Source organism: Nitratireductor aestuarii, assembly GCF_014641695.1.
Classification (GTDB): Bacteria; Pseudomonadota; Alphaproteobacteria; order Rhizobiales; family Rhizobiaceae; genus Chelativorans; species Chelativorans aestuarii.
Map to the genome: position 1 here is coordinate 652,653 of NZ_BMIF01000001.1, position 12,866 is coordinate 665,518.

The window sequence follows — 12,866 nt, forward strand, 5'->3', positions numbered from 1 at the left end:
CTCTCGCCTTACCAGCGGTAATGCGAGAATGCGCGGTTTGCGTCGGCCATGCGATGCGTGTCTTCACGCTTCTTCACAGCAGTACCGCGGTTGCTGGCGGCATCGAGCAGTTCGCCGGAAAGGCGCTCGATCATGGTCTGCTCGTTGCGTCCACGGGCAGCGTTGATGAGCCAACGGATAGCCAGCGCCTGACGACGCTCCGGACGCACATCCACCGGAACCTGGTAGGTCGCACCACCAACACGGCGAGAGCGCACTTCGAGGTGCGGAGCGACGTTATCAAGCGCCGAATGGAATACAGCGACTGGTTCCTGCTTGGTCTTTTCACGGACCCGCTCCAGCGCGCCATAGACGATACTTTCCGCCACGGACTTCTTTCCGTCGAACATGACGGCGTTCATGAACTTGCTGATAACAAGATCACCAAACTTTGGATCCGGATTGATCTCGCGCTTTTCTGCACGGTGACGTCTGGACATCTTCTTTGTCTCACCTTCAAGGCCCGGCGTGCAAACACCAAAGCCGTAAAACCTTACTTCGGACGCTTCGCGCCGTACTTCGAGCGACGCTGCTTACGGCTCTTCACACCCTGGGTATCAAGCACACCACGGATGATGTGGTAGCGGACACCCGGAAGATCCTTAACGCGACCGCCGCGGATCATGACCACAGAGTGCTCCTGAAGGTTGTGACCCTCACCAGGAATGTAGCCGATAACCTCGAAACCGTTCGCAAGCCGAATCTTGGCCACTTTACGCATGGCGGAGTTCGGCTTCTTTGGCGACGTCGTGTAAACACGCGTGCACACACCCCGCTTCTGCGGGTTTGCCTGCATAGCAGGAACTTTATTGCGCTTTACCGGCGCTTGGCGCGGCTTGCGGATCAGCTGACTAATGGTCGGCATCAAACCTTCCCTTGTTCAATCTCGCATCTTGAGCGAAGAGCCGTTTCTTTCGAATCAACCTTCCTTAACGCAAATTCGGGCGTCAAACCGCTTGGCAGCGGTCCGGCCCGATTCATCGCAGAGGAAGCACTTTTGGTGCCTCGTGCTCCGGAAGTCTGTCGCTCGTTAAAACGAACCCTGTTTGAGGCTCCTGGCTTCGGGACGCGTCGTCTCGAAATGAGCGCCTCACATTTGGCTCAGACAGCGGGGTAATACGCATTACCGGTGAGTCCGTCAAGTCCGAACCGTTAATAATCTTGCATTCCTGCGTTGCCGAATGCCGCATCAAGCCAAAAACCGGCTAGCTGCGTCGATATGGTGCTGTCCCGGACGAAATTCCACCCCGCCCCTATTAATTGGGGCATGATAGTGCCACTTACTCCTTAGTGAATTTAGTCTGATTGGAACAAAATAATGACGGATGGTGAAGAACCCCGGGTAATGATCATCACGGGCCGTGTATGGCGTGAAGGAGATTCGACTCCTGAAAACGTGCATGTCCTCCTGGTCGCACCCGATGATGACACGGCAGTCACCATGGCTCTCGAGGCACTGGCGGAAGAAGGCTACGCGGAAGCTGAACTCGACCAGATCGGCGAGCTTGAAGGTGCACCGGACGAAGAGCCGCACCGCTCCGCCTGGCAGGGTGCAGTAGATGGCGAGATCGCCATCGTGAGCTTCGACGCCGAAGACTAGAGCAATTGCAGAGAAAGCGGGAGCCGGTGGGCCGTCAGGAATTCCGTATTCCCGACCCGCGCCGGACACAGTTTTAAGGCTCCCACTCTCCGCCTCACCTTTTACCCAATGAAAAAGGCCGCCGATCACCTCGGCGGCCTTTTCCGTTTCTTTGTGCCTTCAGAGCTTACTCTGCGGCAGGCGTCTCGGACACACCGATCAGCGCGCGATCCATCTCGGCACCGGACTGCTTGCGGCGCTCATCAAGGATGAGTTCGTCACGCGAGCGGGCGATCCTGCGGATCTGGGCCATGGAGCCACCGGTACCGGCCGGGATAAGACGACCGACGATGACGTTCTCCTTGAGGCCCTGCAGCGAGTCGATCTTGCCGGCCACTGCAGCTTCGGTGAGAACGCGCGTCGTCTCCTGGAACGAAGCCGCGGAGATGAAGGACGGCGTCTGCAGCGATGCCTTGGTGATACCGAGCAGAACCGGCAGGCCCTCTGCAGGCTCGCGGCCTTCCTCGACCAGGCGCTCGTTGACCTCTGCCAGCTCGACCGAATCCACGTGATCTCCGGGGATGTAGGTGGAGCCACCAGCGGCCGTGATCTCGACCTTCTGCAGCATCTGGCGAACGATCACCTCGATGTGCTTGTCGTTGATCATCACGCCCTGCAATCGGTAGACTTCCTGGATTTCGTTGACGAGGTAGGAAGCCAGAGCCTCCACGCCCTTGATCGCCAGGATGTCGTGCGGTGCCGGGTTGCCGTCGAGGATGTAGTCGCCCTTCTCGATGACGTCGCCGTCCTGAAGATGGAACGGCTTGCCCTTCGGGATGAGGTACTCGATCGGCTCGAGCGAGGAGTCATGCGGCTCGATGATGATGCGGCGCTTGTTCTTGTAGTCGCGCCCGAAGCGGACCGTACCGGCAACCTCTGCGATGATGGCGTGATCCTTCGGACGACGTGCCTCGAAGAGCTCTGCCACGCGCGGAAGACCACCGGTGATGTCCTTGGTCTTGGCGCTTTCCATCGGGATACGTGCAAGCACGTCACCCGGATGAACCCGAGCACCAGGCTCAACCGACAGGATCGTTTCCACCGAGAGGAGGAACCGTGCATCACCACCACGCGCAAGCTTTGCGATCTTGCCGTCTGCGTTCATGATGGTGATCGCAGGACGCAGGTCGCTACCGCGTGGCGTCGAACGCCAGTCGATAACTTCGCGCTTGGTGATACCGGTCGACTCGTCGGTCGCTTCCTGAACGGACACGCCTTCGACCAGATCCTCGAACGAAACCACACCTTCGACTTCGGTGAGGATCGGACGGGTGTACGGATCCCACTCTGCGATACGCTGACCGCGCTTCACCTGATCACCCTCATCGATGTAGATGCGGGAACCGTAGGCGACGCGGTGAGCAGCACGCTCAGCACCACTCTCGTCGATGATGACCACGGCCATGTTGCGGCCCATCACCACCAGGTGGCCGTCGGAGTTGCGAACCACGTTGCGGTTACGCAGCTTCACCGTGCCCTCATAGGATGCTTCGAGGAACGAGGTATCAACCACCTGCGCCGTACCACCCATGTGGAACGTACGCATGGTTAGCTGCGTACCCGGCTCACCGATCGACTGAGCGGCGATAACGCCGACAGCTTCACCGATGTTGACCGGCGTACCGCGTGCCAGATCGCGTCCATAGCAGACCGAGCAGACACCCACGCGGACGTCGCAGGTCAGAGCCGAACGGATGCGGACCGTCTGGATGTTGGCCTTCTCGATCAGCTCCACGTCCTGCTCGTCGATCATGCGACCAGCCTGAACGATGACCTCGCCAGTCTGCGGATGAACAACATCATCGAGAGCCGTACGGCCCAGGACGCGCTGACCAATGGACGCCACAACCTGACCGGCATCGACGATCGGCTGCATCGTAAGACCGTTGGTCGTACCGCAATCCGGGATGGTGACGATGCAATCCTGCGCAACGTCGACCAGACGACGGGTCAGGTAACCCGAGTTGGCGGTCTTCAGAGCGGTATCGGCAAGACCCTTACGGGCACCGTGGGTGGAGTTGAAGTACTCCATCACGGTCAGGCCTTCCTTGAAGTTCGAGATGATCGGCGTCTCGATGATCGAACCGTCCGGACGAGCCATCAGACCGCGCATACCACCAAGCTGACGCATCTGGGCCGGCGAACCACGGGCACCCGAGTGCGACATCATGTAGATGGAGTTCATCTTCTTCTGACGGCCGTTATCGTCGAACTCAACCGCCTTGATGCGCTTCATCATCTCTTCGGCAACGCGCTCCGAGCACTTTGCCCATGCGTCAACGACCTTGTTGTACTTCTCACCCTGGGTGATCAGACCGTCGTTGTACTGCTGCTCGTATTCCTTGGTCAGTGCCTCGGTCTCGGCAACGATCTTTGCCTTCGAATCCGGAATGACCATGTCATCCTTGCCGAAGGAGATGCCGGCGCGGCAGGCATGCGCAAAGCCGAGCTGCATGATGCGGTCACAGAAGATGACCGTCTCTTTCTGACCGCAGTGACGATAGACCGTGTCGATCATCTTGGAGATGTTCTTCTTGGTCATCTCCTGGTTGCAGATGTCGAACTTGATGGCGCCGTTACGCGGCAGCAGTTCGCCGATCAGCATGCGACCTGGGGTCGTCTCGTAGATCTTCGAGTACGTGTTGCCTTCGGCATCAACCGAAACAAACCGGCCCCGGATCTTGGAGTGCAGCGTCACGACCTGGTTGACCAGTGCATGGTGCAGCTCGCCCATGTCGGCGAAAGCCATGCCCTGTCCCGGCTCGTTCTCGTTCATGATCGAGAGGTAGTAGAGGCCGAGAACCATGTCCTGCGACGGAACGATGATCGGTGCGCCGGAGGCCGGGTGCAGGATGTTGTTGGTCGACATCATCAGCACGCGGGCTTCCAGCTGCGCTTCCAGCGACAGCGGAACGTGGACAGCCATCTGGTCGCCGTCGAAGTCGGCGTTGAATGCCGTACAGACGAGCGGGTGCAGCTGGATGGCCTTGCCTTCGATCAGGATCGGCTCGAACGCCTGGATGCCAAGACGGTGCAGCGTCGGAGCGCGGTTCAGAAGAACCGGATGCTCGCGGATCACTTCGTCCAGGATATCCCAAACCTCGGGGCGCTCCTTCTCGACGAGCTTCTTTGCCTGCTTGACGGTCGAGGAATAACCCTTCGCGTCGAGGCGGGCATAGATGAACGGCTTGAAGAGCTCGAGAGCCATCTTCTTCGGCAGGCCGCACTGGTGCAGCTTGAGCTCAGGACCCGTCACGATAACCGAACGGCCCGAGTAGTCGACGCGCTTGCCGAGCAGGTTCTGACGGAAGCGGCCCTGCTTGCCCTTGAGCATGTCGGACAGAGACTTCAGCGGACGCTTGTTGGCGCCGGTGATGACGCGGCCACGACGACCGTTGTCGAACAGGGCATCAACGGCTTCCTGAAGCATGCGCTTCTCGTTCCGGATGATGATCCCAGGGGCCTTCAGCTCGATGAGGCGCTTCAGACGGTTGTTACGGTTGATCACGCGGCGGTACAGATCGTTCAGATCTGACGTCGCGAAACGGCCGCCGTCCAGCGGAACCAGCGGACGCAGATCTGGCGGGATAACCGGAACGACCTTGAGGATCATCCACTCCGGCTTGTTGCCGGAATCGAGGAAGTTCTCAACCACCTTGAGGCGCTTGAGCAGCTTCTTCTGCTTGAGCTCGGACGTGGTGGAAGCTAGTTCCGAACGCAGGTCGCCTGCGATCTTCTCCAGCTCCATCGAAGCGAGCATGTGGTGGATCGCTTCAGCGCCGATCATGGCGGTGAAGGAATCCTCACCGTACTCGTCAACCGCCATCATGTACTCTTCTTCGGAGAGCAGCTGGTTCGGCTTCAGAGCGGTCAGGCCCGGCTCGGTAACAATGTAGTTCTCGAAGTAGAGGACGCGCTCAATATCCTTGAGCGTCATGTCCATCAGCGTACCGATGCGGGACGGCAGCGACTTCAGGAACCAGATGTGGGCGACCGGAGCGGCGAGCTCGATGTGGCCCATGCGCTCACGGCGAACGCGCGACAGCGTGACTTCAACGCCGCACTTTTCGCAGATGACGCCCTTGTACTTCATGCGCTTGTACTTGCCGCACAGGCACTCGTAGTCCTTGATCGGGCCAAAGATACGCGCGCAGAAAAGACCGTCACGCTCGGGCTTGAACGTACGGTAGTTGATCGTCTCCGGCTTTTTGATCTCGCCGTAGGACCAGGACAGGATCTTCTCCGGGCTCGCAATCGAAATCCGGATAGAATCAAACGTCTGGGCCGGCGCCTGAGGGTTGAACAGGTTCATGACCTCTTGGTTCATGCCGATCTCCTTTGCGGGACCTTGTCAGTCCCAAAAAACTCTTGCGGTCGTAGCAGGCGCTGGCAACCTCTTCTGCCATCCCCTGCCCTTGCACGCCGCGACATCTGCCGCGGCGCGCAGGCCAGTCCGATTACTCGGCGGCCTCTGGCAATTGTGACGGACCATCCGTCCTTGAGTTCTGCAACTCGACATTGAGGCCGAGCGACCGCATTTCCTTGACGAGAACGTTGAAGCTCTCCGGGATACCCGCCTCGAACGTGTCGTCGCCGCGAACGATCGCTTCGTAGACCTTGGTACGGCCAGCCACGTCGTCCGACTTCACCGTCAGCATTTCCTGCAGCGTGTAGGCAGCACCGTAAGCTTCGAGCGCCCACACCTCCATCTCACCGAAGCGCTGGCCACCGAACTGCGCCTTACCACCAAGCGGCTGCTGGGTGACAAGCGAGTAAGGTCCGATGGAGCGTGCATGAATCTTGTCGTCGACAAGGTGATGCAGCTTCAGCATGTAGATGTAGCCGACGGTCACCTGGCGGTCGAACGGCTCACCCGTACGTCCGTCATAGAGTGTGACCTGACCACTCGAGTTGAGGCCTGCTTCCTCGAGGAGCGAGTTGATCTCGGCCTCATGCGCACCGTCGAAGACGGGGGTCGCAATCGAAACACCGCGGCGCATCTGCTCTGCAAGGCGAACGACGCTCTCGTCGTCGTAGTTGCGAACAGGCTCGTTGCGATCGTTGTCCGGGATCAGGTTCTCGATCTTCACACGCAGCGGATCAATCTGACCGCCCGCCTGATAAGCATCGAGAAGCTCACCGATCTGCTTGCCAAGACCGGCGCAAGCCCAGCCAAGGTGCGTCTCAAGGATCTGACCGACGTTCATGCGCGAAGGCACGCCCAGCGGGTTCAGCACGATGTCGACATGCGTACCGTCTTCGAGGAATGGCATGTCCTCGCAAGCAAGAATGCGGGAGACCACACCCTTGTTTCCGTGACGGCCAGCCATCTTGTCGCCCGGCTGCATCTTGCGCTTCACCGCAACGAAGACCTTGACCATCTTCATCACGCCCGGAAGCATCTCGTCGCCGCGCTGGACCTTCTCGACCTTGTCCATGAACCGCTGTTCAAGCGCCTTCTTGGACTCGTCATACTGGCCACGGAGAGCTTCGAGTTCGCTCTGAAGCTTCTCGTCCTCGACAGCGAACTGCCACCACTGGGAACGCGGGTACTCGGTCAGAAGTTCCGCAGAGAGGGTCGTGCCCTTCTTGTAGCCCTTCGGTCCGGCGATCGCTTCCTTGCCGGCCAGCATGTCCGACAGACGTGCGTAGACGTTGCGGTCGAGGATCGACTGCTCGTCGTCGCGGTCCTTGGCGAGACGCTCGATTTCCTCGCGCTCGATAGCCATGGCGCGCTCGTCCTTCTCCACGCCGTGGCGGTTGAAGACGCGCACTTCCACAACCGTGCCGTAGGTCCCGGGGGGCATACGCATGGAGGTGTCACGGACGTCCGAAGCCTTCTCGCCAAAGATCGCGCGCAGAAGCTTCTCTTCCGGCGTCATCGGGCTTTCGCCCTTCGGCGTGATCTTGCCGACAAGGATGTCGCCCGGCTGAACTTCAGCACCGATGTAGACGATACCGGCTTCGTCGAGGTTCCGCAGAGCTTCTTCCGAGACGTTCGGAATGTCGCGCGTGATTTCTTCCGGTCCAAGCTTCGTATCGCGGGCCATGACTTCGAACTCCTCGATGTGGATCGAGGTGAAGACGTCATCGGCAACGATGCGTTCGGACAGGAGGATGGAGTCCTCGTAGTTGTAGCCGTTCCAGGGCATGAACGCGACGAGCACGTTCCGGCCGAGCGCCAGATCGCCGAGATCAGTCGACGGACCGTCAGCGATGATGTCACCCTTCTGGATGCGGTCGCCTACGCGAACCAGCGGACGCTGGTTGATGCAGGTGCTCTGGTTCGAACGCTGGAACTTCTGCAGACGATAGATGTCCACGCCAGACTCGGACGCATCGACGCCTTCCGTCGCGCGGATAACCACGCGGGTCGCGTCGACCTGGTCGACGATACCGGTACGGCGGGCGGCAATGGCAGCACCGGAGTCACGTGCAACGATCGGCTCCATGCCGGTTCCGACGAACGGAGCCTCGGCGCGGACGAGCGGCACGGCCTGACGCTGCATGTTAGAGCCCATCAGAGCGCGGTTGGCGTCGTCGTTTTCCAGGAACGGGATCAGAGCCGCAGCGACCGAAACGAGCTGCTTCGGCGACACGTCCATCAGGTCCACGTTCTCACGCGGCGTCATCATCACTTCGCCGGCATGGCGGCAGACGACGAACTCGTCGGCAAAGCTGCCGTCATCATTCAGCGTGGCATTGGCCTGAGCGACATAGTGCTTGGCCTCTTCCATGGCGGAGAGATAGACAACTTCCTGCGTAACCCTGTGGTCCACGATCTTGCGGTACGGCGTCTCGATGAAGCCATACTTGTTGACGCGGGCGAAGGTTGCGAGCGAGTTGATCAGACCGATGTTCGGGCCTTCCGGCGTCTCGATCGGGCAAATACGGCCGTAGTGGGTCGGATGCACGTCGCGGACTTCGAAGCCGGCACGCTCGCGGGTAAGACCGCCCGGTCCAAGTGCCGAGAGGCGGCGCTTGTGGGTGATCTCCGACAGCGGGTTGGTCTGGTCCATGAACTGCGACAGCTGCGACGAACCGAAGAACTCACGGACGGCAGCAGCGGCAGGCTTCGCGTTGATCAGGTCCTGCGGCATGACAGTGTCGATATCGATCGACGACATGCGCTCCTTGATCGCGCGCTCCATGCGCAAGAGACCGACGCGGTACTGGTTCTCCATCAGCTCGCCGACCGAACGAACACGGCGGTTGCCGAGGTTGTCGATGTCGTCGATCTCGCCCTTGCCGTCGCGCAGGTCCACGAGGGTGCGCACGACTGCAACGATGTCTTCCTTGCGCAGGACGCGGACGGTGTCCGGGCAGTCCAGCTCAAGACGCATGTTCATCTTCACGCGACCAACGGCCGAAAGGTCGTAGCGCTCTGCGTCGAAGAACAGCGAGTTGAACATCGCTTCAGCGGTGTCGAGTGTTGGCGGCTCACCCGGGCGCATCACGCGGTAGATGTCGAACAGAGCGTCCTGACGGCTCTCGTTCTTGTCTGCCACCAGCGTGTTGCGGATGTAGGCGCCGATGTTGACATGGTCGATGTCGAGGAAGTTGACCTCGTCCTCGCCCGTGTCGAGCAGAACCTTGAGGGTCTTCTCGTCGATCTCGTCACCGGCCTCGACATAGATCTCACCGGTGGCGTAGTTCACGACGTCCTCAGCGAGGTACATGCCGAGCAGATCTTCCTCGGTTGCACGGATCGCCTTGAGGCCCTTCTCGGCCAGCTGACGGGCCTGGCGCGCGGTCAGCTTCTTGCCAGCCTCAACAACAACTTCGCCGGTGTCGGCGTCGATGATGTCGGCGGTTGCCTTCATACCGCGGAAACGCTCGGCGGAGTAAGGAATACGCCAGTTCTCACCGTCACGGAGGAAGGTGAGCTTGTTGTAGAACGTCGACAGGATCTCTTCGCTGTCCATGCCAAGGGCCATGAGCAGCGTCGTGACCGGCAGCTTGCGGCGACGGTCGATACGCGCGAAGATTACATCCTTCGCGTCGAACTCGATATCAAGCCACGAGCCACGGTACGGGATCACGCGCGAGGCAAACAGCAGCTTGCCCGACGAGTGCGACTTGCCCTTGTCGTGGTCGAAGAACACGCCCGGCGAACGGTGCATCTGCGAAACGATAACGCGCTCGGTGCCGTTCACGATAAAGGTGCCGTTGTCCGTCATGAGCGGCATGTCGCCCATGTAGACGTCCTGTTCCTTGATGTCGCGGATGGACTTCGCGCCGGTGTCTTCATCGACATCGAACACGATAAGGCGCAACGTCACCTTGAGAGGCGCGGAGAAGGTCAGATCGCGCTGCCGGCACTCATCAACGTCAAACTTCGGCCCCTCGAACTCGTACTTGACGAATTCGAGCATCGCCGTGCCAGCGAAGTCCTGGATCGGAAACACTGACTTGAAGACAGCCTGGAGTCCCTCGTCAGGACGCCCACCCTCGGGCTCCTCAACCATAAGGAACTGATCATAGGATGCTTTCTGAACCTCAATAAGGTTCGGCATCTCCGCAACTTCCGGAATATTTCCGAAGAACTTGCGTACGCGCCTGCGACCGTTAAATGTCTGGGTCTGGGCCATCGTCGCTCCTTGCCTGCCGCTTACCTGCCAAATGGGCCGCTTACGGAAACGGCCATTTCAAACGAGTAGAAAACCCGTTTCCTGAAGGCCCTCTTGGGGCATTCAGGAAAAGGGTTTTTTCAACCTGTAACCGCGGCCCGCAGACCCGAAGGTCCGCGGGCCAACAGTATTACTTCAGCTCAACCTTGGCGCCTGCGCCTTCCAGCTGTGCCTTAAGCTTCTCAGCTTCGTCCTTGGCAATGCCTTCCTTGACAGCCTTCGGAGCGCCCTCGACGAGGTCCTTAGCTTCCTTCAGGCCAAGACCGGTGATCGCGCGTACTTCCTTGATCACGTTGATCTTGTTTGCGCCGGCGTCAGCCAGGATGACGTCGAACTCGGTCTTCTCTTCAACAGCCGGAGCAGCAGCGCCGCCAGCAGCAGCAGCAACAGCAACCGGAGCAGCAGCAGAAACGCCCCACTTCTCTTCGAGCATCTTGGAGAGCTCAGCAGCCTCAAGGACGGTCAGGGCCGACAGGTCCTCAACGATCTTTGCAAGATCAGCCATTTTCTATTCCTTTAAAAGTTCAAACACATGTTTAGGTGAAGAAGATCGGTCTTATGCCGCTTCGTCTTTTCGGGCGTAGGCGCCAAACACGCGGGCAAGCTGACCTGCCGGTGCGTTGACGACCTGTGCGATCCGGGTTGCTGGCGTCTGGATCATACCAACCAGCTTTGCCCTGAGCTCGTCGAGCGAAGGCAGTGTGGCGAGAGCCTTGACACCTTCTGCGTCGAGCACGGTCTGTCCCATGGCTCCGCCAAGAATGACAAGCTTGTCATTGGTCTTGGCGAATTCACTTGCGACCTTCGGAGCTGCAACCGGATCGTCCGCATAAGCGATGACAGTCTGACCCTCGAAGAGGGACTGCATGCTTTCGGACTGCGTACCCTGAAGAGCGATTTTGGCAAGACGGTTCTTCGCGACTTTAACGGTACCGCCTACCTCGCGCATACGCGACCGAAGGTCGGTCATCTGCGCTACGGTCAGGCCGGTGTAGTGCGCCACGACAACTGAGCCGGTGCTCTGAAACACCTGGTTCAGTTCAGCGACGAACTCGCGTTTTTCCGCTCTGTCCATGCCTTTCTCCAGTTGACGGCGTCACCAATATGATGCCGCCGGGTTGCCTTGTGCCGCCGGGTTCTCGTTTGATCACCCGAACGGCGCTCGAGGATCCTGCCCCCTTCCGCAGATCAGCAAGGCTGGTCAACAAAAGGCTTACATGGTTCGAACCTTTCAACCGCTGGATCAAGTCCAGCTTTTGTCCGGTCTCACCCGTCTCATGCAGGTTCATCTTGTGAATTAAGGCGAACCACCCGCAATCTCGGACAGGACTTCCGGAGGTTACCCTCCGGTTCCGGGGCATTTCTGCCCCGAAATATGCCAGGGGAGTTGCCTCCCCCAACGAAACTTACTGCGCAGCGAGCGCGCCGAGGTCGATCTTCAGGCCCGGGCCCATGGTCGACGAAAGAGCAACGCGCTTGAGGTAGATACCCTTGGCGCCTGCCGGCTTTGCCTTGATGACTGCATCAGCAAACGCGCGGATGTTGGCAGCAATAGCCTCCTCGGTGAAGGAAACCTTGCCAACGCCACCGTGAACGATACCGGCCTTCTCGACGCGGAACTCAACGGCGCCGCCCTTGGATGCCTTGACGGCAGCGGCAACATCGGTGGTCACGGTGCCGACCTTCGGGTTCGGCATCAGGCCACGCGGGCCGAGCACCTTGCCGAGACGGCCGACGAGCGGCATCAGGTCCGGGGTCGCGATGCAGCGGTCGAAGTTGATCTCACCCTTCTGGATGGCATCAACGAGCTCTTCTGCACCAACGATGTCTGCACCGGCGGCCTTCGCTTCGTCAGCCTTGTCGCCACGAGCAAAGACAGCAACGCGAACGTCACGGCCCGTGCCATTCGGCAGATTCACAACGCCACGAACCATCTGATCAGCATGACGCGGATCGACGTTCAGGTTCATCGCGACTTCAACGGTCTCGTCGAACTTTACGGCAGCCTTTTCCTTCAGGATCTTGACTGCTTCCTCGATCGAATAGAGGCGGTTTGCGTCGATGCCCTCGCGGGCCTTGGTCATGCGCTTGGAAGTCTTCTTCGCCATGATCTTACTCCGCAACCTCAAGGCCCATCGAACGGGCGGAACCTTCGACCATGCGCATCGCAGCTTCAACGTCAGCCGCGTTCAGGTCCTTCATCTTCGCTTCAGCGATTTCACGAACCTGTGCCTGCGTGATCTTGCCTGCAATGGACTTGCCCGGGGTGGAACCACCGGACTTCAGGCCAGCAGCCTTCTTGAGGAAGTAGGACACCGGAGGCGTCTTCATCACGAACGTAAAGGACTTGTCCTGGTAGTACGTGATCACGACGGGGATCGGCGAACCCTTCTCGAGATCCTGGGTCTGTGCGTTGAACGCCTTACAGAACTCCATGATGTTGATGCCGCGCTGACCAAGCGCAGGACCGATCGGGGGCGACGGCGTGGCCGAACCCGCGGCAACCTGAAGCTTGAGCTGGCCTGCAACTTTCTTAGCCATTTCTCATCTGCCTGTTT

At 59.5% G+C, this 12,866-nt stretch carries 9 protein-coding genes; 1 reads left to right on the plus strand and 8 read right to left on the minus strand.

Annotated elements, in window-relative coordinates; all coding sequences use genetic code 11:
* Nucleotides 1-8: 8 nt before the first annotated feature.
* On the minus strand, nucleotides 9-479 hold the full coding sequence (rpsG, locus tag IEX27_RS03165) for a 30S ribosomal protein S7 (protein ID WP_188719466.1): 471 nt from the start codon (nucleotides 477-479) through the stop codon (nucleotides 9-11).
* A 53-nt stretch (nucleotides 480-532) separates the two neighbouring features.
* Complete coding sequence (gene rpsL, locus IEX27_RS03170; RefSeq protein ID WP_188719467.1) at nucleotides 533-904, minus strand: 30S ribosomal protein S12; 372 nt, start codon at nucleotides 902-904, stop codon at nucleotides 533-535.
* A 453-nt stretch (nucleotides 905-1,357) separates the two neighbouring features.
* Here rpsL and IEX27_RS03175 point away from each other — a divergent pair, with 453 nt between their 5' ends.
* Complete coding sequence (locus tag IEX27_RS03175) at nucleotides 1,358-1,639, plus strand: transcriptional regulator (RefSeq protein WP_188719468.1); 282 nt, start codon at nucleotides 1,358-1,360, stop codon at nucleotides 1,637-1,639.
* Nucleotides 1,640-1,805: 166 nt separating this feature from the next.
* On the opposite strand, the gene rpoC is transcribed toward IEX27_RS03175, so the two are convergent.
* The 6 genes from rpoC to rplK all read right to left on the minus strand — a co-directional run bounded on the left by rpoC (nucleotide 1,806) and on the right by rplK (nucleotide 12,849).
* Entirely contained in the window at nucleotides 1,806-6,005 is a 4,200-nt protein-coding gene (gene rpoC, locus IEX27_RS03180; RefSeq protein ID WP_188719469.1) for a DNA-directed RNA polymerase subunit beta', read from the minus strand.
* Between the two features lie 130 nt (nucleotides 6,006-6,135).
* Complete coding sequence (rpoB, locus tag IEX27_RS03185; RefSeq protein ID WP_188719470.1) at nucleotides 6,136-10,269, minus strand: DNA-directed RNA polymerase subunit beta; 4,134 nt, start codon at nucleotides 10,267-10,269, stop codon at nucleotides 6,136-6,138.
* A 169-nt stretch (nucleotides 10,270-10,438) separates the two neighbouring features.
* Nucleotides 10,439-10,813 (minus strand): 50S ribosomal protein L7/L12, encoded by a 375-nt coding sequence (gene rplL / locus IEX27_RS03190; protein WP_188719471.1) that lies wholly within the window; start codon nucleotides 10,811-10,813, stop codon nucleotides 10,439-10,441.
* Nucleotides 10,814-10,864: 51 nt separating this feature from the next.
* Nucleotides 10,865-11,383, minus strand: coding sequence for a 50S ribosomal protein L10 (gene rplJ, locus IEX27_RS03195; protein ID WP_188719472.1), 519 nt, complete (start codon nucleotides 11,381-11,383; stop codon nucleotides 10,865-10,867).
* Nucleotides 11,384-11,714: 331 nt separating this feature from the next.
* Nucleotides 11,715-12,416 (minus strand): 50S ribosomal protein L1, encoded by a 702-nt coding sequence (gene rplA, locus IEX27_RS03200; RefSeq protein ID WP_188719473.1) that lies wholly within the window; start codon nucleotides 12,414-12,416, stop codon nucleotides 11,715-11,717.
* A gap of 4 nt (nucleotides 12,417-12,420) precedes the next feature.
* A complete protein-coding gene (gene rplK, locus IEX27_RS03205; RefSeq protein WP_188719474.1) occupies nucleotides 12,421-12,849 on the minus strand; it encodes a 50S ribosomal protein L11 in 429 nt (142 codons plus the stop codon).
* Nucleotides 12,850-12,866: the final 17 nt, after the last annotated feature.

Bases quoted from the DNA above. Each gene is read 5' to 3' on its own strand.
- rpsG (WP_188719466.1), bottom strand. From the start codon at position 479: ATGTCCAGACGTCACCGTGCAGAAAAGCGCGAGATCAATCCGGATCCA.
- rpsL (WP_188719467.1), bottom strand. From the start codon at position 904: ATGCCGACCATTAGTCAGCTGATCCGCAAGCCGCGCCAAGCGCCGGTA.
- IEX27_RS03175 (WP_188719468.1), top strand. From the start codon at position 1,358: ATGACGGATGGTGAAGAACCCCGGGTAATGATCATCACGGGCCGTGTA.
- rpoC (WP_188719469.1), bottom strand. From the start codon at position 6,005: ATGAACCAAGAGGTCATGAACCTGTTCAACCCTCAGGCGCCGGCCCAG.
- rpoB (WP_188719470.1), bottom strand. From the start codon at position 10,269: ATGGCCCAGACCCAGACATTTAACGGTCGCAGGCGCGTACGCAAGTTC.
- rplL (WP_188719471.1), bottom strand. From the start codon at position 10,813: ATGGCTGATCTTGCAAAGATCGTTGAGGACCTGTCGGCCCTGACCGTC.
- rplJ (WP_188719472.1), bottom strand. From the start codon at position 11,383: ATGGACAGAGCGGAAAAACGCGAGTTCGTCGCTGAACTGAACCAGGTG.
- rplA (WP_188719473.1), bottom strand. From the start codon at position 12,416: ATGGCGAAGAAGACTTCCAAGCGCATGACCAAGGCCCGCGAGGGCATC.
- rplK (WP_188719474.1), bottom strand. From the start codon at position 12,849: ATGGCTAAGAAAGTTGCAGGCCAGCTCAAGCTTCAGGTTGCCGCGGGT.